The organism is Enorma massiliensis phI (genome assembly GCF_000311845.1).
Lineage (GTDB): Bacteria > Actinomycetota > Coriobacteriia > Coriobacteriales > Coriobacteriaceae > Enorma > Enorma massiliensis.
The window spans coordinates 1,402,147-1,426,486 of record NZ_HE978574.1; the positions used below are offsets into that span (position 1 = coordinate 1,402,147).

The 24,340-nt window shown below is 63.8% G+C and carries 18 protein-coding genes; 10 read left to right on the forward strand and 8 right to left on the reverse strand.

What is annotated here, in order from left to right:
- Positions 1 to 11: 11 nt before the first annotated feature.
- The 3 genes from metK to HGEM_RS05910 all read right to left on the reverse strand — a co-directional run bounded on the left by metK (position 12) and on the right by HGEM_RS05910 (position 5,183).
- Positions 12 to 1,316: a methionine adenosyltransferase gene (gene metK, locus HGEM_RS05900; protein ID WP_019128501.1), complete on the reverse strand. Its 1,305-nt coding sequence runs from the start codon at positions 1,314 to 1,316 to the stop codon at positions 12 to 14.
- Between the two features lie 250 nt (positions 1,317 to 1,566).
- Entirely contained in the window at positions 1,567 to 4,122 is a 2,556-nt protein-coding gene (locus HGEM_RS05905; protein ID WP_019128502.1) for a YhgE/Pip family protein, read from the reverse strand.
- Positions 4,122 to 5,183, reverse strand: a complete 1,062-nt coding sequence (locus HGEM_RS05910) for a P-loop NTPase family protein (protein WP_019128503.1) — start codon at positions 5,181 to 5,183, stop codon at positions 4,122 to 4,124. The genes HGEM_RS05905 and HGEM_RS05910 overlap by 1 nt, the downstream gene beginning before the upstream one ends.
- Before the next feature lie 409 nt (positions 5,184 to 5,592).
- On the opposite strand from HGEM_RS05910, the gene gltX reads away from it, so the two are divergent.
- On the forward strand, positions 5,593 to 7,071 hold the full coding sequence (gene gltX, locus HGEM_RS05915; RefSeq protein ID WP_019128504.1) for a glutamate--tRNA ligase: 1,479 nt from the start codon (positions 5,593 to 5,595) through the stop codon (positions 7,069 to 7,071).
- A gap of 237 nt (positions 7,072 to 7,308) precedes the next feature.
- On the opposite strand, the gene HGEM_RS10010 is transcribed toward gltX, so the two are convergent.
- Together HGEM_RS10010 and HGEM_RS10470 are read right to left on the reverse strand one after the other, a co-directional pair.
- Entirely contained in the window at positions 7,309 to 8,517 is a 1,209-nt protein-coding gene (locus HGEM_RS10010) for a DUF1287 domain-containing protein (protein ID WP_081580820.1), read from the reverse strand.
- Between the two features lie 270 nt (positions 8,518 to 8,787).
- A complete protein-coding gene (locus HGEM_RS10470; protein WP_019128506.1) occupies positions 8,788 to 8,955 on the reverse strand; it encodes a 5-oxoproline transporter, DUF969 family subunit in 168 nt (55 codons plus the stop codon).
- A gap of 236 nt (positions 8,956 to 9,191) precedes the next feature.
- Between HGEM_RS10470 and sdaAA the strand changes: the two genes are divergently transcribed.
- The 4 genes from sdaAA (at position 9,192) to HGEM_RS05940 (ending at position 14,460) form a co-directional block, all read left to right on the forward strand.
- A complete protein-coding gene (gene sdaAA / locus HGEM_RS05925; RefSeq protein WP_019128507.1) occupies positions 9,192 to 10,814 on the forward strand; it encodes an L-serine ammonia-lyase, iron-sulfur-dependent, subunit alpha in 1,623 nt (540 codons plus the stop codon).
- An 88-nt stretch (positions 10,815 to 10,902) separates the two neighbouring features.
- Positions 10,903 to 12,621: a L,D-transpeptidase family protein gene (locus HGEM_RS05930; RefSeq protein ID WP_081580821.1), complete on the forward strand. Its 1,719-nt coding sequence runs from the start codon at positions 10,903 to 10,905 to the stop codon at positions 12,619 to 12,621.
- A gap of 27 nt (positions 12,622 to 12,648) precedes the next feature.
- Complete coding sequence (locus HGEM_RS05935; protein ID WP_019128509.1) at positions 12,649 to 13,395, forward strand: response regulator transcription factor; 747 nt, start codon at positions 12,649 to 12,651, stop codon at positions 13,393 to 13,395.
- A 9-nt stretch (positions 13,396 to 13,404) separates the two neighbouring features.
- Positions 13,405 to 14,460: a sensor histidine kinase gene (locus HGEM_RS05940; RefSeq protein ID WP_019128510.1), complete on the forward strand. Its 1,056-nt coding sequence runs from the start codon at positions 13,405 to 13,407 to the stop codon at positions 14,458 to 14,460.
- 85 nt (positions 14,461 to 14,545) lie between these two features.
- Here HGEM_RS05940 and HGEM_RS05945 read toward each other — a convergent pair whose 3' ends face one another.
- Positions 14,546 to 15,154, reverse strand: a complete 609-nt coding sequence (locus tag HGEM_RS05945) for a TetR/AcrR family transcriptional regulator (RefSeq protein WP_051008446.1) — start codon at positions 15,152 to 15,154, stop codon at positions 14,546 to 14,548.
- Positions 15,155 to 15,428: 274 nt separating this feature from the next.
- Here HGEM_RS05945 and HGEM_RS05950 point away from each other — a divergent pair, with 274 nt between their 5' ends.
- Positions 15,429 to 16,874, forward strand: a complete 1,446-nt coding sequence (locus tag HGEM_RS05950) for a radical SAM/SPASM domain-containing protein (protein ID WP_019128512.1) — start codon at positions 15,429 to 15,431, stop codon at positions 16,872 to 16,874.
- Between the two features lie 78 nt (positions 16,875 to 16,952).
- On the opposite strand, the gene HGEM_RS05955 is transcribed toward HGEM_RS05950, so the two are convergent.
- Entirely contained in the window at positions 16,953 to 17,729 is a 777-nt protein-coding gene (locus tag HGEM_RS05955) for a transposase (protein WP_019128513.1), read from the reverse strand.
- A gap of 266 nt (positions 17,730 to 17,995) precedes the next feature.
- On the opposite strand from HGEM_RS05955, the gene HGEM_RS05960 reads away from it, so the two are divergent.
- From HGEM_RS05960 to HGEM_RS05975, 4 genes are all read left to right on the forward strand, one after another.
- Entirely contained in the window at positions 17,996 to 18,781 is a 786-nt protein-coding gene (locus HGEM_RS05960) for an ABC transporter ATP-binding protein (RefSeq protein ID WP_019128514.1), read from the forward strand.
- Position 18,782: 1 nt separating this feature from the next.
- A complete protein-coding gene (locus HGEM_RS05965) occupies positions 18,783 to 21,665 on the forward strand; it encodes an ABC transporter permease (RefSeq protein ID WP_019128515.1) in 2,883 nt (960 codons plus the stop codon).
- 207 nt (positions 21,666 to 21,872) lie between these two features.
- Entirely contained in the window at positions 21,873 to 22,442 is a 570-nt protein-coding gene (locus HGEM_RS05970; RefSeq protein ID WP_019128516.1) for a MarR family winged helix-turn-helix transcriptional regulator, read from the forward strand.
- Positions 22,439 to 23,164, forward strand: coding sequence for a YczE/YyaS/YitT family protein (locus HGEM_RS05975; RefSeq protein WP_019128517.1), 726 nt, complete (start codon positions 22,439 to 22,441; stop codon positions 23,162 to 23,164). The genes HGEM_RS05970 and HGEM_RS05975 overlap by 4 nt, the downstream gene beginning before the upstream one ends.
- 35 nt (positions 23,165 to 23,199) lie before the next feature.
- On the opposite strand, the gene HGEM_RS05980 is transcribed toward HGEM_RS05975, so the two are convergent.
- Positions 23,200 to 24,213 (reverse strand): alpha/beta hydrolase, encoded by a 1,014-nt coding sequence (locus tag HGEM_RS05980; protein ID WP_019128518.1) that lies wholly within the window; start codon positions 24,211 to 24,213, stop codon positions 23,200 to 23,202.
- Between the last annotated feature and the right edge of the window lie 127 nt (positions 24,214 to 24,340).

Here is a 24,340-nt window from a genome sequence, read left to right on the forward strand (position 1 = left end):
ACGCTCGTTGTCTAGAGGCCGCACGCGGCGCGCAGCTCGTCCACGCGGTCCGTATGCTCCCAGGTAAAGTCCTCGTCGTCACGACCGAAATGCCCATAGGCCGCTGTCTTCTCGTAGATGGGACGGCGCAGGTCAAGGTCGCGGATGATGGCGCCGGGGCGAAGATCGAACACCTCTTCCACGGCGCGTTCGATCGCATCCTCGGCGACGACAGACGTCCCGAACGTGTCGACCATGATGGAGAGCGGACGCGCCACGCCGATGGCGTAGGCGAGCTGAACCTCGCAACGGCGGGCAAGACCGGCGGCGACCACGTTCTTGGCCACCCAGCGCGCGGCGTAGGCAGCAGAGCGATCGACCTTCGTGCAGTCCTTGCCCGAGAAGGCACCACCGCCGTGACGACCCGTGCCGCCGTAGGTGTCGACGATGATCTTGCGGCCGGTGAGGCCGGTGTCGCCCATGGGACCGCCCACCACGAAGCGGCCGGTGGGATTCACATAGACCCGGGCGCCGTCCCAAGGGATACCCGCCCCATCGAGCACGGGCGCGATGACGTGTTTCAGCATATCCTCTTTGATAACGCCCATGTCCTCGATCTCGGGGGCGTGCTGCGTAGAGATCACGACCGTCTCCACCGAGACGGGGCGGTCGTCCTCATAGCGCACGGTCACCTGGGTCTTGCCGTCCGGGCGCAGATACGGAAGCGTTCCATCGTGGCGAACTGCCGCCAGGCGCTCTGCCAAGCGGCTCGCCAGATAGTGAGGCATGGGCATGAAGGCAGAGGTCTCGTCGGTGGCGTACCCGAACATCATGCCCTGGTCGCCGGCGCCGATAAGGTCGAGCGGGTCGGTCGTGGTGCCGGCCTGCACATCAAAGCTCTCGTCCACACCCTGCGCGATGTCCGAACTCTGGCCGTGGATCATGTTGATGACGCCGCATGCATGGCCGTCGAAGCCGTACTCTGCCCGGTCGTAACCGATGCGGCAGATGACGTCACGCGCGATCTGCTGCACGTCGACGTAGGCCTGGGTGCGAATCTCGCCCGAGATGACGACCATACCGGTGGTGAGAAGCGTCTCGGCAGCGCATCGCACGTTTTCGAGCTTGGCGGGAACGCCGTCCGTATCCACGTAGCCCATGGCTTCGAGGCGCGCCTCCTTGTCGAGGATGGCGTCGAGCACTGCATCCGAGATCTGGTCGGCAATCTTATCGGGATGGCCCTCTGTCACGGACTCAGAAGTAAAGAGATAGCTGCGCGGCGTGGGTTCGCACGCCGAAGCGCAGGTAGCTGAGGTGGAACGAATCTGATCTGGCATATAAGCCCCTTTCGTATGACGTCCGGGGACCGTTACCATTCCCCCGGGCTATTCGGCTACGTGATTGTACCGCGCCGCACGGACACGCATGCGCCCGCGCACAAGCGCCACATCCTGCACACCCGACGCTCCAACATGGCCTCTTTTGGGACGGGGTCATTATGTGAGACGCTTGTGCCGGGTTAAACTGTCTCACCGGCTGCAACGGTGAGACAGTTTAACCCGGCACAAGCGTCTCACCGGCGGCATCCTAGGCGAATGCGCGCTCCGGGCGGATGTTGGTGCGCGCACGCGCGGCGAGCATCGACGCGGCGAGCCCCGCGACCGTCCATACAACCAGAACGGCGCACGCGCCGCCCGCACCCGCAAGGGAGCCGGAGACGGTGTCGCGCAGCGCCTCGGTCAGCACGGGCATCGGCAGCACCTGGCCCAGCGCGGCGAATACTCCGCCCGTAAAGGCCCCGGGCAGGACGCTCCCCGCGCACACGAGCTGGAGCGCCAGCAGGAACACGAGCACGGGGACCGCCGCGCGTCCGCAAAGAGCCCGCGCGCCCTGACCAATCGCCGCGAACGATAGCGCTGCCAAAACCACGATGGCACAGAACACAGGCATATTCGCAGGTGCGCTCCCCGTGGCAAAGATAACGGCAAGCGCCACGGCAATCGCCTGAACGAGCGCCACGCCCGCCGAAACGACAAAGCCCGAAAGCGCCGCCGGCAGCGCGCGGCCCGCCAAGACGACGCGTCCATCGAGCGGGGGCACCACGACGGCAACCAGCAGCGCGCCGAGCCAGAGGGCCACCGCGAGCGCGATCGGCGCGACCTGCATGGGCTCCGAGACGCGGTTGCGCGCTTCCGTGGTAAAGGAAACGGGCGCCGCCGCAGCCTCAGCCCGCTCCTCCGCCTGGGACGAGGCAGCGCCCAGGCTCTCTCCGGCAGACGACAGCGTATCGTTGATCGTTTCCTGCCCCTCGCGAAGCTGACCGACGCCCGACGCAAGCTGCCCTTCTGCCGAGGCCATCACCGAGATGCCCTCACCCAGGCCAGATATGCCCGCGCCCACGGCATCAAGCGCCTGCCCGAGCGCGACGTTGCCCTGCCCGAGCGCCGCGGTTGCCGTAGAGAACGTATCGAGCACCTGCGGCAAGGCGGCGGTACCCGTGGCAATGCCCTGCACCCCCAGCCCAAGCATGCCATCGGGCGCAAGCGATGCACCGGTCTGGGTGATGAGGCCGCCGGTCTCGATTAACGCCGGTGCAGAGGCGTCGAGGGTCGCCTTCGCAACCTGCGCGTTCACCGCGACCCTCAGGGCCGGCTCCACGAATTGGCCGGCAAGGGAGACGATGTCGTTCGCGGCGCCCGTAGCCGTCTGCTCAGCTTGGCTGTATTCTTCCGCAGCGCTCGCGAGCGCCTGGCGCTGTCCCTCCAAGCCATCGAGAGAGGTGGCCGCCGAATCAACCTTACCCGCAAGGGACTGTGCGTTTGCAGCAGCCTGCTCGAGCTCGCCACGAAGACTCTCGCGCTCTAGCTCGAGCTCTTCGATACGCGCCGACACCTCATCAAGCGTGTCGAAACCATCGGTTACCCCCGAAGGATCGAAGGTGCCATTCGCTATCGCAGTAAGGCGGTGGACGAGCTCCTCGTATTCAGCATCGAGCGCTTCCATGCGCTGCACGATACCCTCCTGGCCCTCATCGCCTTGCTCCGAGGACAAGGTGCGCGCGAGCGCCTGCGCGCCCGTCTGCGCCTCCCCCACAGCAGCCTGCGCATCGCCGACCGCCCCCACAAGCGCCTCGGCGCCCGCTTGGACCGAGGACGAGGCATCGGACATGCTCCCCAGCGCATCGGACAGCGTCTGCGCATGCTCGGAGAATTGCGGCGCGAGCGAGCCCAGCTCGGCAAGGTCGGAAATGCTCTGATCAAGCTCGGACGAAGCCTTGAGAAGGCCCTCGCCCGTACGCGTGACCGCGGAGCCGAGCGTTTCAATGCCCTCCCCCGCCGCGGCAACGCCAGCCGCCGTGGCTTCGGCGCCAGCAGCAAGCGGAGCAATGACCTGGTCATTCGTTGCATCCATGCCGGCCGCGAGCGACTCCGCTCCCGCGCCCGCCGCCGTCACGCCGCTCGCGATCGCACCAACGCCCTCTGCAAGCGCGCCGGTGCCGGACGCCGTCTGCTCAAGACCCTCCGCCATGGCACTCGTCCCCTGCTCAAGGGCATCGTAGGCGCTATCCAGCATGACTGCCCCATCTGCGGTGAGCGTCAGCGTGGATGCTTGGCTGCGTACATTATTGAGCACGTTCAGAAGGTAGTTCTCGCCCAGGTCCGCGCGAAGGCGCGCCTGCACCTGGCGGAGCACGGCCGAACCCTCCTCGGTCGCGAGCACGTTCTGCGCGCCGTCCGAGATGATGCGGAGCTGCGCCTGCTCGGGATTCGAACCCGTGAGGCTCGACACCTTCTCCGAATAATCTGCCGGAATCTCAAGGATGAGCGCGTATGTGCCGCTGGCAAGACCTTGCTCGGCCTCGGATGCGCCCACCTCGCTCCATGCGAGCTCATCCGAATCGAGGAGCGAATCGACGAGGTCCGAGCCGGCTTGCACGTTCCGGCCGTCCGCGTCTACCGCGCCCTCGTCGAGATTCACCACCGCCACGGGAATCCGGCTTGAGGCATCGAGTGCGGGAACGAGCGCCGCCACGAGAACCGCTGCCGTAAGCGCCGGCACGAGCACGGCGGCCACGAGGATGGAAGTACGGCCGCGACCAAGGCGGGCAGCCAGAGAGCGAACGATGTCCATGAAGGCGCTCATTACGCCATCACCTCCCGCTTGGGCGCAAGGGAATCAGGGGCGGCATCGCCTCCGCGCGCGAAGTCTCTGGGGGAGTCAGACGCGACACCAGCTCCGGGCATCGAGGCCGCGGGGACGGGCTCACTGGGACGGCCGCTTGCACGCATCGCATCGAGAGCCTCTGCCGCGGGGATATCGAGCGCGCACGTGGAACAGCCGAAAGCCTCGACCGCGTGGGCGCACGCCGGATCGCTCGCTGCAACGAGAACCGCCGTGCCCATTCGCACGGCAACGGAGCACACATCTTCGACAAGCATCGAGGCTTCGGCGGCAGAAAGACCCGTGACGAAGGGATCGGTCAAATCGATTACGGCGACGCGCGGCGCGCCCGCCAGCGCAAGCGCGGCAGAGAGGCGCGCACGCTGCGCGGGATTAAGCCGGTCTATCTCCTGCTCAGATGCCGTAGCAAGACCAAGCGCGGCGAGAAACGGGAGAACATCGGACGCACGAGACCCTGCGCCAAAGGGGTTCTGCTTGGCGTCGCGCTTTCCCATCGCGTCGACAGCGGGCTCGCATTCTGGGCTGGACGCGGCAGCATACTCCGCGCCGCCCTCCGCAACACCCGCCGCGAGATCCGCGGCATCGCCCGCACGTGATGAACCGTTCGTGCCCGCTGCACCGCGCACGCGCGCCGCGCCACCGCGGCGCGCTCGCAACCGGGCTTCACGAGCGACCGCTTCCTCGACCGTCCACGCGCCCGATACCTCGGCCACTCGCTCAAACACGCCGAGGCCCACCTGCGCCCGAGACAGCCGCTCGCGCGGAGCAAAAGCTCGCCGCAGAGCAGCAAGACCGCTGGCTGGCGCGCCGCCGGCCAACTCCGCCCCGCACACTACAAGCGAGCCCGATGTGGGCCTAACGAGCCCCGCCACGGCAAGCAGCACGTCGCGCGCCGGCGCATGCTCGGTCGAGAGCAGCACGCACACCTCACCTGGAGAAACTTCAAACGAGGAGAATTCGAACGAACGATACGCTCCGCTGCAGTAAGAAACGTCGTGAGCTACGATTGCCGGTGCTTCCACGGTCTACCTTCCCGACGCATGGTGACAGATATTCTTAGGTTCATACCCATTTGTTATCTCCACAGCCCAAAAAGATGCAAAGTTGCCGTGAAGAGCGGACCATGCCTATAGCGGACCATGCCTATGGCTATGGCTTGATACCGAAATCGTGTACACGAGCGTCACGAATCGTCGATTTTGCGAATGTTTTTGACGCTCGTGTACATGTTTTGACGGAGCCTGGCCCTATTCCGACCGTCTCACGGCCCTATTCCGGCGGAGCCCGCACCCCGCACCCGAGCTCGCTGCCCGCGCATTCCTGCATACCGCCTCCCCTGCCCCAACCCCTGCGCTCGCGCTGCTATAATCAGGGGCGCAAAACCGCAAGCTCACGGCCCGCGAGCCGCACGACCATCAGAGGAGCACACTCATGTCCAACGTCCGCGTCCGCTTCGCACCCTCGCCTACCGGCAAGCTGCATATCGGCGGCGCCCGCACGGCGATCTACAACTGGGCGTTCGCGCGCGCTAATGGCGGCACGTTCATCCTGCGCATCGACGACACCGATCCCACCCGCTCCACCGAGGAGAATACGCAGATCATCCTGCGCGCAATGCGCTGGCTTGGGCTCGATTGGGACGAGGGCCCCGAGGTGGGCGGCGCATACGGCCCCTACTCCCAAACCGAGCGCCTGGACATCTACCGCGAGGCGGCCGAGCGCCTGCTCGCCGAGGGCAAGGCATACCCCTGCTTTTGCACGCCCGAGCAGCTCGCCCAAGACCGTGCCGAGGCGCAAGCCCGCAAGGACCCCTTCCAGGGCTACAACCGCCGCTGCCGCAACATTCCGGCCGACGAGGCGCGTGCCCGCATGGAAGCCGGCGAGCCCTACACCCTGCGCATCAAGGTACCCGAGGACCGCGGCGACGTGGTTATCGACGACGCCGTCCACGGCAAGGTGACGTTCGCAGCCAAGGAGCTCGACGATTTCGTGATCTTCCGCTCCGATGGCACGCCCACCTACAACTTCGCGACCGTGGTTGACGATGCCGCCATGGGCATCACCCACGTGATTCGCGGCGACGACCACCTCTCCAACACGCCGCGCCAGGTCATGGTCTACGAGGCCCTTGGCGCACCCGTTCCCACCTTCGCGCACATCTCGATGATTCTCGGCGCAGACGGCAAGAAGCTCTCCAAACGCCACGGCGCCACGAGCGTCGAAGAGTACCGCGACGCGGGCTACCTTTCTGATGCCTTTGTGAATTACCTCGCGCTTCTTGGCTGGTCACTCGACGGCGAGACCACGATCATCCCCCGCGACGTGCTTGCGAGCAAGTTCTCGCTCGAGCGCATCTCCAAGAACCCGGCGACCTTCGATCCCAAGAAGCTCGACTGGGTGAACGCGGAGTACATCAACGCCATGACCGACGCCGATTTCGCCGACCAGATCATGCTCCCCGAGCTTCACGAGGCCGGTCTTCTTGCCGGCGGCACCGAACTCGACGAGACATGGGTCGACAAGCTCGCCGCTATCGTGAAGCCGCGCACCAAGATGCCTGCCGACGCCGCAACCGTTGCCGCGCCCGTCTTCGCCACCGCCGAAACCTTGGAATACGACGAGAAGTCCGTAAACAAGGGCCTTGCCAAGGAGGGCATGGGCTCTGTGCTCGACGCCGCGCGTGCCGCGCTTGAAGCGCTACCGGAGGACAGCTGGACGGCCGAAGCAATCGACAGTGCCCTGGAGCCCCTGCCCGACGCGCTTGACCTCAAGAAGCGCGTGGTGTTCCAGGCAGTGCGCGTTGCCGTGTGCGGCAACATGGTGAGCCCTCCGCTCGGCGAGACCATGGAGCTCATTGGGCGCGCCGACTGCATCGCGCGCATCGACCGTGCTCGCACGATGGCGCTCTAGCGACGCGGCGGAGGCACCAAGACGACGCGCAGACGCGCTGCGACGCCCCGTGGAAACAAAACTAGCCTCAAAGGCTCGAATTTTGAGGGTCCGCTCAAGTAGCGGGCCCTCATCTAGTTACAAACATGCAGGTAGATGAGGTGGCCATTTTTACGCTACTCAGCAGGTCGGTTAAAATTCGAGCCTTTGAGGCCAGGTTTGCGCACGAGCCTCCGTTTTGCATGCGTTGCCTCGTGATTACGGCTGCGCGGAGGCCCCCTCGAGGACGGAGCCCTCATACTCTTCCGGCGTGAGCCACGTTCGCTCGCCAGGCGGGAGCATGCGGCCCTCGCTCTCTGCAAGATACGTTTCCTCACGCGCCTGCTCGATGCATCCATCCGCGAATTCATCAATCGCGTTCGCATCGTCGTACACGAACTTCGCTCCACCGGCCTCACGGTACCACGCATCATCACGCGTCGAAAGGGTCGCAGAGGCAAGCGTTCTGCCGTCTGCCGCAACGAGCGAAAAGCCGGCTGAATAGCCACCTGCAGCATGTCCTCCGAGCTGAGCGCCCTGCGAGCCACCAGACTCGTACGAGCACGGGCCAGAAAGAAGATCCCATGCTTCATCGATCAGGCCGGGATCCGTTGTATAGGCCGCTCCCGACGGTCCGAGCAACGGATAGCAGCTCACCCGAAGCGCCACGACATCATATGCGCCACCCGGCTCACCTTGGCCTCGGTATGGGAGCGCTCCGTCAAACGCAACGAGCACGCTCGCAGGAATCTTCGTCGCGTCGAAGCGATAGTGGGCCGTGGGGCGCATGGCCCATGGATAGGCCAGGTAGTCCTCCTCGCGGAACGGCTGCCCCATGTTATGGATGATAAACGGAACGCCGCGCGCATCGCGCTGGTCCGAGACGACCCCAATGTGCTCGTCCTCGCCGAAGATAACGATGTCGCCCGCTTGCCAGAGGGGGGCATCGGAGGTGTCGCAGCTTAACCCCGTGGCATAGCGCGAGAAGAACGCCGAGAGCACGCCTACGCGGCGAAAGTCGATGTTGGGGTCGGGGCTGGGAGCAACCTGGGCATAGGCGGCGGGGTCGCGTGCGATGTCGGCATCGACCATGGCTTTCAGATCGTAGCCCGCTGCAGCGAAGGCGCGCCAAACGGTATCGGTGCAGGCACCGCGGTCTTCGGGCGGGTAGCCGCCTTCGTAGTACCCGGAATCGTATGCGGGGGCCGCCTCAGCCTCCGCACGGGCACCGTCCAGCAGGTCCGTATAATCGTCGACCCCGTCACCATCGAAATCGACCTCGCTCGATACCAGCGGGTACTGCGCCGCAACGCCTGCGTCCGGAGCGAACCACCACGACCCCAGCGCAACGAGCGGCGCAGCCACGCACAAGACCACCAGAAACATGGCCCCGGCAATGGTAGCCACCCTGCGAAGCCCTCTAGCCATGAGCGCCCTCCCTTACCCGGCTTTCGCACCGGAATCCTCGCAGTTCGACACGGGCGAAGACCACGCCCGGAGCCCGTTTCACAATGCGCGGTAAACTCGCGCGGCGTCCATTTCACAGCGAGCGATAAGCGCCCGCGGACCGAACACCCGGTGAGGTCCCGCGGCACCCGCTCGACCGTACGCGCACGCGCGGCGAACTCACCCGACGCCCGCCCGAACACACAAGGCGGCTGCACCTAGCCCACGCTCAACCGCACACGACAGCATTGCCTAGTGCTCGCTTCCTCCGCCCACGCCAGCGATGTCGCCCTCAGGATGTTCCACGACTGCCTCGAGCGCCGTCGCGATGGCAGCGACCATGATGACCAGGATCGAATCGAGCTTGCACGCGAAGCCGACCACGATGATCACGATACCGATGAGCTTTAGATACTCCACGACATCGCCTCCTTATCCTCTGTTTTTGTGGAACAACCGCGCAATAAAAGGCAGTATCTCATGGAATCGAGCCCAGCGACAAAGTTTAGCGCTGATTATCTGCGCGGCACCGACCTTCCCCGCGGCGCGGCACGCAACCTCTATCAGCAACCGCTATCATGGAGTGGCGACAGCTCAAAGCTGGGAGCCCGACAGTACCGCAAGCTCGATTGATCAACCGCCGCAAGGGAGCAGCCATGCCGCAGCCGCACCTCACCACCTCCACCTTCGAGATCTTAGGCCCCATCATGGTGGGGCCCTCCTCCTCGCACACCGCTGGTGCCCTGCGCTGTGCGCAGGTAGCGGCCTCGCTCATGGAAGCACCTGTCGCGCGCGTGCGCTTCGTGCTGCACAACAGCTTCGCACACACGTACCGCGGACACGGCACCGACCGCGCGCTCGTGGCGGGCATCCTGGGACTTGCCACAGATGACGAGCGCATCCGCGATGCCTTCGAGCTCGCGCGCGAGCGCGGCCTCTCCTTCGAGTTCGTTCCCGGCGCCGATGACGAGCACCTGCATCCCAACACCGTAGATATCGAGATGGAGGATGCCTGCGGGAGCGTCTGCTCGGTGCGAGGAGAAAGCCTTGGCGGCGGCCGCGTGCGTCTTTCGCGCGTGAGCGGGGTCGAGGTCGATATCACGGGCGAGTACGACACCATCTTCGTCACCCATCGCGACACGCCCGGCGTGCTTGCAGCGCTCACGGTTCGCCTGTCCGAGCACAACGTGAACATCGCCTTCATGCGCACCTACCGCACCGAGAGGGGCGGAGCGGCCTACACCGTCTTCGAGCTCGACGAGCTTCCGCAGGGCGAGCGACTGGAAGGGCTGCTCAGCGAGCTCCGCGCAAACGAGAACGTGCGCGTGGCCACCCTCATCCGCGTGCCCGGAACGGTTCGTGCGCCCGAAACGGAAAACCCGGGCTGCACATTCGCCAACGCAGCCGAGCTGCTTGCCTGCTGCGAGGGCAACGACGGCGCGCAGCAAACCATCGGCGGCATCATGCGCCGCCGCGAGGAAGCGCTCATCGGAATAGACGAGGCCCACGCCGCTATGAGCCGCGTCATCGAGGTCATGCACGCCGAGACCGCAGAGCCCCTTGAGCGCCCGCGGCGCTCGCTCGGAGGGCTCATCGGCGGAGAGGCCAAGCAAGTGCAAAGCGCGGCCGAAAACTTCGCCCCCGCCCTCATGGGAGCCGTCCAAACCGAAGCCGTCGCCCGCGCGATGGCGGTGCTCGAGCGCAGCGCTTCCATGGGCGTGATCGTGGCTGCCCCCACGGCTGGCTCGGCGGGCGTCGTTCCTGGATGCGTGCTCGCCACGGCAAAGGCCCTTGGGCTTGACGCGGACGCGATCCAGGACGCGCTCTACGCAGCCGCCGCCGTAGGGCTCATCCTCACGCTGAATGCAAGCGTTGCAGGCGCGGAGGGCGGCTGCCAGGCCGAGGTGGGCAGCGCGGCCGCCATGGCGGCGTGCGCGCTCGTGCAGATGCAGGGTGGCACGCCGCGCCAAGCACTGGATGCGGCCTCGCTCACCCTCGGCAACCTGCTCGGACTCGTATGCGACCCCGTGGGCGGCCTCGTGGAGGTGCCCTGCCAGAACCGTAACGCTATCGGCGTGGCCGCAGCGTTCTCCTCGGCGCAGCTTGCGCTCTCGGGCATAGAGGCGCTTGTGCCCCTCGACGAGATGGCAACGGTCATGCGCGATGTGGGGCGCGCACTGCCTGCATCGCTGCGCGAGACGGCGCGGGGAGGCATTGCCCAAGCTCCCTCAGCGCGCGCGGTATGCGCCTCGTGCGGCGGGTGCGCGGCGCTCCCTTAGCCGCTCATCACCAGCGGGGCGTCCTGCAACGCATCGCGAAAGCTCCAGACGCATATTCCATTGTCCGCACACGCAGGTATAATCGCTTATGGAATATTACCGTCACAATCCGTTGGAGGTACGCTCCACGATGCGTCCGTCTGATTTCAGCTCATCTTCGGATAGCGATAAGACCATCATCTCCCCGCTCCCCGCTGCCCCGTCCGCCGGCGCGCGGGCTGGGCGCACGGAGGTTCGGCGCACCCAGCCGGGAAGCCACTTTGCCGCGCCGCAGAAGCCGGAGACCAGCTCCCGCAAGGGCAAGCGCGACGAACGCACGCCGCGAAATCTGCGCCGCGTTCCCCTCATCATGCTGGGAGTCATCGTCGCGCTGCTCGTCATCACCTATGCCGGCGGCGCCATCATCTTCTCGAACGTCTTCTACCCCGGCACTACGATCGCCGGCGCCGACGTCTCGCTCATCGGCCCCGGCAGCGCTGCCACCCGCATCCGCTCATCCATGAACCGCTACTCCCTCACGGTCGAGGGCTCGGGCTTCAGCTGGACCTATGAGCCCGAAAGCGCGGACGCGCTCTTCGACGCCGATGCCGCCGCGCAGGAAGTCCTCGACCAAAACGATGCCCTCCGCTGGCCTGTACACCTCTTCGCCGCACTGACGGGCGCCACCGAGGCGCAGGCGGAAAACGAGACGGTCGACCTCACGGCCGAAGCCGATTTCTCGCTCTTCTCCGATTCTTTCGACGTTGCCTCCTTCGAGGAGAGCCTGGGGGCTGCCGTCGATTCCTTTAACGAGGGGCGCTCGGGCACCTTCGACGCTGCGAGCGCATACGATGCCGAAGCCGGGGCTTTCACCGTCGACAAGGCGCGATCGAACGAGAAGCTCAACCGCGACAACATCATCGCCTATGCCAAACTCGCCCTCGCCGACCTAGATGAGAACGCCTCGCTCGATAAGCTCGGCGACGATGCGTTCCTCCCCTTGGTGGAGGGCATGGGCGACAGCGGCATCCAGGCTGCATGCGATGCCGCCAACGAGCTCTTGGGAGTGAACATCTCGATCAAGATGAACGGCAACGAGGTCGCAACGATCTGCTCCGCCGAGGTGGCGCAGTGGATCATGTTCGACGAGAACCTCACGCCCACCATCAACCAGGAGGCTGTCTCGAGCTGGGCAAGCTCCCTTGCCGACGGCCTCAATACCGTGGGAACGAAGCGCACCTACACGCGGGAAGACGGCAAGCAGATCACCGTCTCGGGCGGGACCTATGGCTGGTCGATCGACAACGACACCCTCGTGCAATCGGTCGTCGACGCCGTGAACGCCAAGCAGTCCACCGAGATCGAGGTGCCCACGTCGCAGACCGGCGACGTCTACAACGGGCAGGGCCAGCGCGACTGGGGCGCATACATCGATATCGACATCTCCGAGCAGCACGCGCGCTACTACGACGCCAGCGGCAACCTGCTGTGGGAATCTGGCGTGATCACCGGCAACCCCAACAAGGGCACCGACACCCCCACGGGCATCTATATGCTCAACCGCAAGGCCCGCGGCATCACGCTCCGCGGCCCCAAGGACCCGGAGACGGGCGAGTACAAGTGGGAAAGCGACGTCGACTACTGGATGGCCTTCGTGGGAAACTCCATCGGCCTCCACGATGCCACCTGGCAGGCGCCCTCGTCGTTCAGCAACCCGAACGCCTATAAGAGCGTAGGCAGCCATGGCTGCGTGAACCTTCCGTACGACAAGGCAGCGGCGCTCTACGACATGATTTCACCCGGCCTCTGCGTCATCGTGCACAACTAACCCGGAACGATTGGTGGGAGCAGCCGAATGGCAACGCGCATACTGCTGGTCGAAGACGACCCCATCATCGTCGAGGCGCTCGCCGAGCTTCTCGTGGGCGAGGGGTACGCGGTCGACCACGCCGCGCGGCAAGACGAGGCTATCGAGCTTGCCCTGGGTGGCGCGAACCCCCCTGAGGGGCATGCCTCCCCTGCAAGCCGTGCCGTCGCCGCGATCGGTGCGGCTGCTTCTCCCTATTCGCTCGTGCTTCTCGACGTGACCTTGGCCCAAGGCAACGGATTCGCCGTCTGCACGGCGCTCAAGCAGGCACTGCCGCAGCTCCCGGTCATCTTTCTCACCGCTTCGAGCGACGAGTTCACCACCGTTGCCGGCATCCAGATGGGTGCAGACGACTACATCTCCAAGCCCTTCCGCCCGCGCGAGCTCCTCGCGCGCGTCGCAGCGACCATCCGCCGCTCACAGCCCGCGAAGCGCGTCATTGCCTTCGGGCCCCTCGCCATCGACACCGACCGCGCGCACGTCGAACGGAACGGGTGCGAGGTGGTCCTCTCTGCATTGGAATATCGCCTGCTCCTCCTTTTCGCCACGCACCAAGGCTCGGTGATTACGCGCGATCAGATCCGCGATGCCCTTTGGGACGATGCGGGTACCTACATTGAGGAGAACACGCTCTCGGTCTACATCAAGCGCCTGCGCGACAAGATCGAAGACGACCCCGCTCACCCTCGCCTCATCGCTACCGTGCGTGGGCTCGGCTACAAGGCCTTGGGGTAGGAGGAACCGATGCTCCGCAACCGCGAAGTTGCCCGCGCCCTCATCGTTTCGCTCGCACTTGTTGCTGTTTGCACCCTCGTCGCAGCCATATGCTGCGGGCCCGAGACCCTTCCCTGGGTCCTTCTCGCCGGCTCGGCCGCAACGGTGCCGTGGCTTGCGCTTACCCGTCAGCGCTATCGCGCGCTCGCGCGCCTGAGCCAGAATATCGACGCTGTGCTGCATGGGGATCGCGCGCTTGACCTCGGCTCCATGAACGAGGGTGAGCTTGCCATCCTCCAAAGCGAGCTCGGCAAGATGGTCTCGCGCCTCAACCTGACCGCCGAGGAGCTCGCGCGCGAGAAGCAGATGCTCGCCGATGCCCTGGCCGACATCTCCCACCAGATCAAGACGCCCTTGACGTCGCTTTCCATCACCACCGAGCTCGTCCGCAAAAGCCTCGCCGCTCGCGGGAACTGCGCCGACGAGGTGGAGAGGCTTCGCCGCATCGAGGAGCTCCAGCTACGTGTGGAGAACCTCGTCTCCGCGCTCCTGCGACTCGCCCGGCTCGACGCCGGCGCGCTCTCCCTTGCCCACGACCCCGTCGACGTTGCCGGTATGGTTCACGATGCGGCCCAGCCCCTCGCCATCGCCTTCGATATTGCCGACATCTCCCTCGTCGTCGATGTTGACGAGGGATGCAGCTTCATCGGCGACCGCGCATGGACGGCCGAAGCGCTCGAGAACATACTCAAGAACTGCATGGAGCACACGCCTGCCGGGGGCACGGTGACGGTCGAGGCACATGAGGACGCGCTCGCCTGCCGCATCCGCGTGACGGACACCGGACCAGGCATCGCCGACGCGGACCTTCCCCACGTGTTCGAGCGCTTCTACCGGGGAGGACGCGGCGCAGACGAGGCACAGGGCTCGAAGGTGAACCCATCGGGCGTCGGCATCGGGCTGTCGCTCGCCCAAGGGCTCATCACGGCCCAAGACGGCACCATTGCCGCCTCGAACGCACACGACGCATCGGGCGCCATCATCGGCGCACGCTTCGACATCGCCTTCTTCAAAGCCATCGTGTGAGAGACAGTTGTGCCAGGTCAAACTGTCTCATCGTGTGAGAGAGACAGTTGTGCCGGGTTAAACTGTCTCGTGCCGCAAACCTTCCCTAGGAAGCGATGTCCAAGCTCTCGATGCCGTGGATGACGAGCTGGTTGATGACGTCGGTAATCTCCTCAAGCGATGCCTCCTGGCTCGAAAGCAGCCAGGAACGGTACACGGAGAGCATGCCGCCGAATAGAAACGACACGCACCACGATACGTACTGTCCGGGGAGATGCTTCGATAGGATTCCGCGCTCGATGATCCCTCGCTCAAAAGGCTGCCTTAGGCGCTCGATGAGCCTGTCGGTGGGGATGCCCTCAAAAAAGCGCCGGTTGAGCACGATGTCGCGGCACATGACCTCGTTCACGCTCTTAAGAAATGCATGAAGGTCCTGCTCGGTATCGGCCGAACCGCGCTCGTCGCGCGCACGCTCGACATCGTCCAGCACCCGTTCGACCTCTTCGGAGACGACATAGTCTATAAGACCGTCAATCGAGCCGAAGTGCTGGTAGAACGTCTTCCGGTCAATATCCGCCTCGCGCGCGATGGCGCTCACGGTAATGTCTTCGAGGGATTCTTTCAGCAAAAGGCGTTCGAAAGCGTCGATGATGAGGCGCCGGCTTCGAACGACCCTTCGATCTAGCTTCTTCGCACCCTGCACGGCGTCGCCCATAACCTCATCCCCCATCCTTGCACGCGGATCTTACTGTGGATTATCCCACGCCGCCAACGCCTTTGTTGAATAGACACATATCAATTCTACAGTTGTTGATTTTTCTATACTTGGGTATAACTGGGGCCAGAGGGGCAGGGCGCGCCCGGCCACTACCGAACCGTTACCCCGAGCGAACCCGTTGCATGCGAGCACGCGCCCCCACGCACTCCCAACCATCGCATGCAGCCCCTCACCTGCATCCGTCTCGCGGCCTCTCGCAGAAAGGACGACCATGGCACTCACCCAGAAGGCAGAGCGCGCCGCGCTCAACAAGCTTATCGATTATCTTGACGAGAATCCGGAGGAGCACATACCTCAAATAATGGAGCTCATCGACAAGCTCGTGCCCGCGTCTGTGTTTCCCGCTCAGCGCACGGCCATCTCGAGCGCCATTCGCGATCGCAGCAACTGGTACGAACTCATCATGCGCATCTTCCATCTCAATCCGAGCATGCGCTCTCGCCTTCTCAAAACGCTTATCGTCGATGCCAACTTGCTCGCTTGGCCCGTTCAGCAGAAATCGCGCGAGCGCGAGCAGTGCAACATTCCATGGGCGATCCTGCTCGACCCTACGAGCGCCTGCAACCTGCACTGCACGGGCTGTTGGGCTGCTGAGTACGGGCATGCGCTCAACCTGAGCTATGACGACATCTGCTCGATCATCGACCAGGGACGTGAGCTTGGCACCCATATCTACATCTACACCGGCGGCGAGCCGATGATGCGCAAACGCGACCTGATTCGCATTTGCGAGAAGTACCCGGACTGCGCGTTCCTCTGCTTTACCAACGCCACGCTCATCGATGAGGAATTCTGCGAGGACATGATCCGCGTGGCGAACTTCATACCCGCCATCAGCGCCGAGGGCACCGAAGCGACCACCGATGCACGGCGCGGGAAGGGCACCTACGCCAAGATCATGCGCGCCATGGAGCTCCTGCGCGGTCACGGGCTGCCGTTCGGCATCTCGGCATGCTGGACGAGCGCCAACGCCGACGCCATCGCGAGCGAGCGCTATTTCGACTGGATGATCGATCAAGGAGCGCTCTTCTGCTGGTTCTTCCACTACATGCCCGTGGGCAAGGGGTCGCCCGCCGAGCTCATGCCCACGGTGGAGCAGCGCGAGCGCATGTACCGCTTTGTGCGCGAGATGCGAAACGAGAAACCGCTCTTTACGCTCGACTTCCAAAACGATGGCGAGTACGTGGGCGGGTGCATCGCCGGCGGTCGTCGCTACCTGCACATCAATGCAGCGGGTGACGTGGAGCCGTGCGTCTTCATTCACTACGCCAACGCAAACATTCACGAGGTGAGCCTTCTCGAGGCGCTTAAGAGTCCGCTCTTCATGAAGTACTACGAGGGGCAGCCTTTCAACCAGAACCATCTGCGCCCGTGCCCCATGCTCGAGAACCCCGAGCGTCTGGGCCAGATGGTGCAGGAATCCGGTGCCCACGGCACCGACCTCGTGGAACCGGAAAGCCCCTCGGAGCTACGCGCCAAGACCGAGCAGCGCGCCCGCGAGTGGGAGCCCGTGGCCAATCGCCTGTGGGGCGACGAAGGCGATGAGATGTTTGCAAAGCGCCACGACCCCTACCAAGGCATGGATGATATCGAACGCAAGAAGTTCCAGCGCTTGGGCCGCGACGTCGAAGCCGAGCGCGCCGCCGCCTTCTCCTGAGACAGTTGTGCCAGGTTAAACTGTCTCAGGCTAAACCGCCTCACGCCGCATGAGACAGTTGTGCCGGGTCAAACTGTCTCATGCCGTCACGCGGGCGACGGTGTTTCTCCCGATTCCCGTCAGCTGCTCGATCTGCCTGATGGAGATGCCCGCATTCCGCAAGGCACGCAGCACCTCGTCTCGCTTCGCTCGATCAAGGCTCGGCGCCTCCCTGAGCGAAGCGAGATGATAGGTCTGCATGATGGGTTTTGCGCGCTCTTTCGCCCTATCGAGGGGAGCAAGTCCGGGAACGCGCACTTCATAGGTAGAGAACCCTCCGTCCCCCTGCAGGCCCCTCGAGAACCGCACGAAGCCGGCAGGACCGCCCAACATGTTCAGGACAAGATCGGAATCTACGACCTCGAACTCTGATGCCCCTGGATGAGCGTATTCGTTGTAGCTGCTCCATCGGTATTGATCCATCGGTCCCGCGCCCGCTTTCGCGGGATTGGCGTGAACATATGTCACCGCCCTCAGGAGGTAGGCATCGTCCTCGACGGGTGCCGCCGAAAACCGGTCCTGAAACACGTGCCCCACGTGGTTCGAACGCTTATTAAAATATCGAGCATAGGGCGAGAGCAGCGCATGCATCGCATCGCTGAGCCTACACGCCTCATCATGCACGATGAGATGCACATGATTATCCATAAAGCACCAAGCGATGATATGGATATCGCCGGCGCGCATCGCATGCCTCATAAGATTGAGGAACCGATATCGGTCCTCATCGTCCTCGAATATCACCTGCTTGCCGTTCCCCCGAACGACTACATGGTAGTATCCCGACGCCGCAACAGCCCGAGGTCCCCGCGTCATATCTATCCCCCTCCCCATGATTTCCCTGTGAGCACGTTATTCCCCGTCGAGCCACGGCTAGTCTTGAGATCGAAACACCCGCATCATGAGACAGTTGTGCCGGGTTAAACTGTCTCAGTCTGTATCCAGCTGCCTCAGAGACAGATTGACCCGGCACAACTGTCTCCCTTTAAGGTGACAGATGTGTCATGCGGTGGTCACATAGGCGCAAGCAGCAAAGTCCAGTATCGTAGGTGACGTATCCCTTCGACCCAAAGGGGCCACCTATGAACATCCTTTCTGTCGAACACCTCACCAAGGTCTACGGCACCGGCGCCACCGCCGCGCGAGCCCTCGACGACGTCTCGTTCACCGTCGAGGCAGGCGAGTTCATCGCCATCATCGGCAGCTCGGGCTCGGGCAAATCGACCCTCCTGCATCTCATGGGCGGGGTGGACCGCCCCACTTCGGGTACCGTGCGCCTGCAGGGGCAGGATATCTTCGCCCGCAGCGACGAGGAGCTCGCCGTCTTCCGCCGCCGCGAAGTTGGCCTCGTTTACCAGTTCTACAATCTCATCCCCATCTTGGATGTCGTTGAGAACATGACGTTGCCCGTGCGCATGGACGGACGCGATGTCAACGAGAAGCGCCTCAAGATGCTCCTTCGTTCGCTCGGCCTCACCGGCCGAGAACACTATCTGCCCAACCAGCTCTCAGGCGGCCAGCAGCAGCGTGTGGCAATCGGCCGCGCGCTCATGAACGCCCCGGCCGTCGTGCTCGCCGACGAGCCCACGGGCAACCTCGACTCCAAGAACTCGGCAGAGATCATGCAGCTCCTGCGCGATTCCAACCGGCAACTCAAGCAAACGCTCATCGTAATCACCCACGACGAGGACATCGCCCTCATGGCCGACCGCGTGCTCGCTATCGAAGACGGACGCCTCGTGCGCGACGAGCGCCGCCGCGAGGTTCGCACGGTTTCGGTGCGGAGCGAGGCGGGACGTGGCGGGGCGGCCCACAACGCCGCGCATGAGACAGTTGTACCTGGCACAAGTGTCTCGGGGGTGCGCTAAGATGAGCATCTTTTCTCGCTTCGCGCTGTGTTCGCTCAAGCGCAACCGCACGCGCACCATCGTGTCGATCATCGGCGTGGCGCTCTCGGTCGCACTCATCACTGCCGTACTCACGAGCGTCGTGTCGCTCACGAACATGCTCATCGAGCGCACCGCCTCCGATGAGGGCTGGTGGTACGCGGAAGCCGCCGGTATCACAGCGGAAGACCTTAAGCGCTTGCAGAACGATCAGGAAGTCACCGACCTCACTGTTATTACCGACATGGGCACCATATCGCTCGGCGAGGATAACTCGGACATCTTCGGAAAATACCTGTACACAAAGACGTTTCCGCATGACCTAGATGCGAGCGAGCCCCTCATCTCAACGCCAGAAATCGTTGCCGGCCGCGCGCCCGAGGCCCCAGGCGAGATCTTGCTCCCCCACCCGCTTCAGAACGCCGAGCTCGCCCCGTGCGGCCTGACCACAGCAGATGGCGGCCCGATTGAGGTCGGCAGCCGCATCACGCTCGATTTGGGCACGCGCACGGTCACCAACCGGGAAGACGGAGCGAGCGTCACGGCGACCGCAATACGCGGCGATTATATCGACGAGACCGCTCAGACCGAGACATACGAGGCGGACCTCGGACACATCGAAGGGACTGTCGTGGGCTTCTACCGTGCGTACGGTTACTCCAGCCTCTATTCGCTCCAAGGAAACATCGCCTACGTCTTTGACGATGGCAGCGCCGTCGACCGCGCCATCACCGACGATTCCGCCGCCACCTGGGCGGGAGCGATCTTCCGCACCGCGAACCCCGCGGACGCAGAGCCCCTCGCCGACGAGATCGTCAATGTGCACGAACGGACCACCGATGGCGCGTCAACAGTCCATTCCTCCCTCATCCGCTGGATGGGTGTGACGCCCGACACGGCCATCTGGAACACGCTCTACCAAATCGCCGGCATTCTGGCCGCCGTCGTGGTGGTAGCAGGCGTCTCTCTCGTCTACAACAGCTTCGCCATATCGGTGGCCGAGCGCACGCGGCAGTTCGGCCTCCTTTCGAGCCTGGGCGCCAGCCGCCGGCAGCTGCGCCGCACGGTACTCATCGAAGCGCTTGCCATCGGCGGAGTTGGCATCCCGGTGGGAATCGCCCTCGGCGTCGCCGGATGCTTCGTAGTGTTCGGTCTTCTTGGCGAGGGCATTGCAGCGCTTTCCGGTGGGACCCAGGCGAGCGTGATCGTGAGCCCCGTGGCACTTGGCATAGCCGCAGTGCTCGGCCTCGTCACGCTCCTGGTAAGCGCATGGATCCCCGCCATCCGCGCCAGCCGCGTCTCGGCTGTAGACGCCATCCGCCAAACACAGGACGTGCACCTTACTCGGCGAGCCCGGCGCGCGCAGCGAAAAGCTGCCCGGCGCAGCGCGTCCGAAACCACCGAGCGCTCGCTCGGCCTCGCAGGCCGCATCTTCGGCATCCCGGGATTCATCGCCCATAAAAACCTTACCCGCGCTTCCTCGAAGGGACGCGTCACCGTAGCCGCCCTCGCCGTCTCGGTTGCCCTCCTCATCACGTCCGGTTCCATCGCCGATGTCATGAGCTATGCAAGCGGTACGACCGTCGACACCATGGAAGGTCAAGACCTGCTGCTCTATATAGATGTGACCGGCGCCGGCGCCGACCAATCGCTCGCGCTTGCAGACGGCAAGGTCGATGGTCCCGGCATGCAGGACGCCCTCTCGCGCTTCTATGCGGACGTGCAGTCCGTTGATGGGGTAACGCCCAATGGATACATGACAAGCTATGTCGCCGACGCGTTCATCCCTGCGGGTATGCTGAACGATGGCATCATGGGCCTCGACGGAAGCGCACCGCTCCTCGCGAACGGCTCATGGTATGGGTCTGCCTATGTAAACTTCGTCGATGGGGCAACGTGGGAAGCCTACATAGACTCGCTCGGACTTGACCGCGCCACGTTCTGCGACCCCGCCCGCCCGCTCGCTATCGCGGTGAATTCCTACGATGTCAACAACGGAGAGACATACGGCAACTACCAGCCGTTCAAAGCCACGGGAACGATCGAATCCCTTGAGTTTGCCGACCTTAACGGGCATTTCGTTTCCAGCATAGAAGACGATCCTGCAGGTGGACTGCGCGCCCTGTATTACGACAACGAAGGCAATCCGGTCTACCTGCCCTATGACGAAGCGGTCGCGAACACGCAGGAGATCGAGGTTGGCGCGCTTGCGGAAACCCGCCCCGTCTGTGTGGACTCATCGGGTACGCTCCAGCTCATCCTGCCCTCCTCCGCCATCGACCTCTCCGCGAACACGGGATACCTGCGAGCGAGCATGTCCATCGACACGGGCGGAGACGCCGCGGCCGCCACGCAAGCCCAAGAGACGCTCGAATCGATTGCCGAGGATTACCCCGAGCTCGACATCACGTATACGAACGTCGCCCAGGGCAAGCTCCAGGCGCGCCTCATGGCTACCACGGTCAACACCTTCATCTACTGCTTCGCCGTCATCACGGGGCTCATCGCGGTGGCAAACGTCTTCAATACGCTCGCAAACGCCCTCATCCTTCGCCAGCGCGAGTTCGCGATGCTCAAATCTGTTGGCATGGGCAACCGAGCCTTCCGTCGCATGATCGCCTACGAATGCGCAAGCTACGCGGTGCGTGGCTTCCTGATCGGCTCCGCCCTCGCCCTGCTTGTTTCCTGGGGGCTCTACCAATCCATGATGCTCTCGTACTCGACCTATGAATTCCACCTGCCCTGGGTACAGATCGGCATCGCCGTTGTCGTGGTCATTGCGGTCATCGTCGCGAGCGTGATGTATGCGCTCCGCCGCACCCGCACCGCAAGCGTTGTCGAAGCCCTGCGCGAAGACACCGTCTAGCAGCCATCTAGCGTGCGGGCGCAAGGCAAGTCGCTCGGCACCAAGATCGCCTCCGAAGCGGGCGCACACTCAACGATAATACGTGCCCGGCCCCGGATAGTATGCCGGAGCCGGGCACCACCCGCATAAAGCATGATTTGACAACTCCGCGGAACAGTAGTATTAGTTTGAATATAAACTGTTTGTATTCAAACTGAATGGACGACCATGACTCCTGCCACGCATCGCTCGGGAGAGCCGACGTCTGACGGCTCTCCAACGCTTGACCGACGCACGAGCAAGGGTTCGAACGCCATCGAGCGCAAACCCCTTCGCACCACCGATCCGCGCAACACCATAGAGCTAGAGCCCATCCATCACCAGCTGCTCGTGGCATTCTCACATTCCAACCGAGCCATGCAGATGCGCACGCGCGCATGCGGGCTCAAGCCCGGACAGCCCAAGGTGCTCGAGCACCTTGCATTCCACGAAGGCTGCACCCAGCAAGACATCGCACGGGCATGTGTCATGGACAAATCGACGGTTACGAGCGTGCTCGGCCGCATGGAGGAAACAGGGCTCATCGAACGGCGCGCCAAGGCGGAAGACCGCAGGGTCGCCGCCGTCTTCCTCAGCGAGGCGGGCAGATCGGCCGCGTCGAAGGTGCTCGACTGCCGAACCGAAGTGGACACCATCGCATGGGCGGGCCTTGACGAGCAAGAACGAGCCCAGCTCTGCAGCCTTCTCGATCGAGTCATCGCAAATCTTGAGCAAAGCGAGCGAGAGGAGCGCTCATGACGGAAGCCGATACCGCTCAACAGCTGCGTCTCAAAGAGCGGCTACATTCCGAACGCCTGGTGCAGCGATACCTCTGGTTCGTGCTCGGCGTGTGCATCAACAGCTTTGGCGTCGCCTTCATCACCAAGGCGGCGCTCGGCACCTCTCCCATCTCGAGCGTTCCCTATGTGCTCGACCTCGAGCTCCCGCTCAGTTTTGGCGAAACGACCTTTGCTATGAACCTCCTGTTCATTATCGCGCAGGTCGGCCTTCTTCGCCGCGATTTCAAACCCATCCAGCTCCTGCAGGTAGCGGTCAACCTTTTGTTCAGCGCACTCATCGACGTGAGCATGGGCGCGCTCTGGTGGCTCAACCCCACCGAGCTCCCCTTGCAACTTGCCTCGCTCGCCCTCGGATGCGCCATTCTCGGCTTCGGCGTCTCGGTCGAGGTCGCGCCGAACGTCATCGTGGTTCCCGGCGAGGGCATCGTGCGCGCCATCGCCTCCGTTACCGAAAAGCCGTTTGGAACGGTGAAGATGTGCTTCGATTGCACGCTCGTCATAGCGGCGTGCGCCCTCTCGTTCGCATTCTTCGGCTATCTCAACGGCTTAGGAGTTGGCACCATCATCTCCGCTCTTGCCGTGGGACGCCTCTGCAACCTCTTCAACCGGCATGTGCCGCTTCTCGCCCACATTGCACGGCTCACGCGCACCGCCGCCGGCGCCCCGGAAGAGGCGCTCTAGCAATAGCATGTCGAAAAGACTTTCAGGCAGCCCTTTTAGAAGAGATAGCGCTGAAGAAAGGAGCCGACGGCGCCCCAATAGCGGTCAGGATCTACGGTCGAAGAAAGGCCATGCCCTGCACCCTCGATGATCAGCTTCTCCTTCACCGGGCTCGCGCACGCATCATAGACGCGGTCGAGCATCCAGAATGGCACAAACCGATCTTCCGACCCATGGATAAAGAGCATGGGAACCGCAGCCCGGCGCAAGCGGCGCTCCGCCGAGGCCTCCTTGAACCCGTATCCCGCACGCGCGCGGCACACGGCGCTCGCAGCGTTGAGCAAGGGCACCGCGGGCAACTTGAGCTGCATGCCAATCTGAACCGAAAACTCGTCCCACACGCTCGTGTAGCCGCAATCTTCGACAATGCAGCGAACATTAGGGGGCAAGGCAAGACCGGAGGCCATCATCACCTCGGCGCCGCCCATCGAGACCCCGTAGAGCGCGATGCGCGCCGCAGGATCAAACGCCCGGATAAGGTCTATCCATCCAAGCAGGTCGTTCGCATCGCGCCACCCCATCGTGACGTAGCGGTCGTCGTTGCGCTCATGGCCGCGCGCGGCGGGCGCGAGCACCGTGATGCCGAACGAGTGCGCAATCTGCGCCTCGATGCACAGGTCGGATGGGCGGCCGCTGTATCCATGGCACAGGATGCCGAACACCCTGCCTCGGGGCTTTCCTGTAGCCCCGTCGAGCGACTCAAGGGCACGACCATCATCCGATGCCCGGATGCCCTCGACGGGCAGCAGCCACCCCCGAAGGGAACCGCCGTCGGAGGCTTCAATCTGCACACCCTGCTTAGATTCCTCGAACCAGCGCCGCGCCTCAAAACGCCGCGGATCCGACGCAGCCGCCTCGGAATCGAAGCCCTCTGCCTCCCCTGCCCGCAGCCGCGCCATCACGGAACGCTCGGAGCGCGGGTTCAGGGCAAAATCGAAAAGGGCGCTACCGGTAACGCCCGCAGCGCCCAAACCAGCTGCGGCAAGCACCCCGAAAACCGGAATCAGCACGTATGCCCCAACGCCTTCCAATCGTGTGCCTACAGAGCATGACATGAGTAATCGTCATGCTACGTGGTACCCCGTCCACAGGGAACATTGCACGGAGGACAGCCGGATATCAAATGGAAACCTTTGG

Bases quoted from the DNA above. Each gene is read 5' to 3' on its own strand.
- HGEM_RS05975 (WP_019128517.1), top strand. From the start codon at position 22,439: ATGACGGAAGCCGATACCGCTCAACAGCTGCGTCTCAAAGAGCGGCTA.
- HGEM_RS05950 (WP_019128512.1), top strand. From the start codon at position 15,429: ATGGCACTCACCCAGAAGGCAGAGCGCGCCGCGCTCAACAAGCTTATC.
- HGEM_RS05955 (WP_019128513.1), bottom strand. From the start codon at position 17,729: ATGACGCGGGGACCTCGGGCTGTTGCGGCGTCGGGATACTACCATGTA.
- HGEM_RS05930 (WP_081580821.1), top strand. From the start codon at position 10,903: ATGGAATATTACCGTCACAATCCGTTGGAGGTACGCTCCACGATGCGT.
- HGEM_RS05945 (WP_051008446.1), bottom strand. From the start codon at position 15,154: ATGGGCGACGCCGTGCAGGGTGCGAAGAAGCTAGATCGAAGGGTCGTT.
- HGEM_RS05905 (WP_019128502.1), bottom strand. From the start codon at position 4,122: ATGAGCGCCTTCATGGACATCGTTCGCTCTCTGGCTGCCCGCCTTGGT.
- HGEM_RS05960 (WP_019128514.1), top strand. From the start codon at position 17,996: ATGAACATCCTTTCTGTCGAACACCTCACCAAGGTCTACGGCACCGGC.
- sdaAA (WP_019128507.1), top strand. From the start codon at position 9,192: ATGCCGCAGCCGCACCTCACCACCTCCACCTTCGAGATCTTAGGCCCC.
- HGEM_RS10010 (WP_081580820.1), bottom strand. From the start codon at position 8,517: ATGGCTAGAGGGCTTCGCAGGGTGGCTACCATTGCCGGGGCCATGTTT.
- metK (WP_019128501.1), bottom strand. From the start codon at position 1,316: ATGCCAGATCAGATTCGTTCCACCTCAGCTACCTGCGCTTCGGCGTGC.
- gltX (WP_019128504.1), top strand. From the start codon at position 5,593: ATGTCCAACGTCCGCGTCCGCTTCGCACCCTCGCCTACCGGCAAGCTG.
- HGEM_RS05970 (WP_019128516.1), top strand. From the start codon at position 21,873: ATGACTCCTGCCACGCATCGCTCGGGAGAGCCGACGTCTGACGGCTCT.
- HGEM_RS05940 (WP_019128510.1), top strand. From the start codon at position 13,405: ATGCTCCGCAACCGCGAAGTTGCCCGCGCCCTCATCGTTTCGCTCGCA.
- HGEM_RS05965 (WP_019128515.1), top strand. From the start codon at position 18,783: ATGAGCATCTTTTCTCGCTTCGCGCTGTGTTCGCTCAAGCGCAACCGC.
- HGEM_RS05935 (WP_019128509.1), top strand. From the start codon at position 12,649: ATGGCAACGCGCATACTGCTGGTCGAAGACGACCCCATCATCGTCGAG.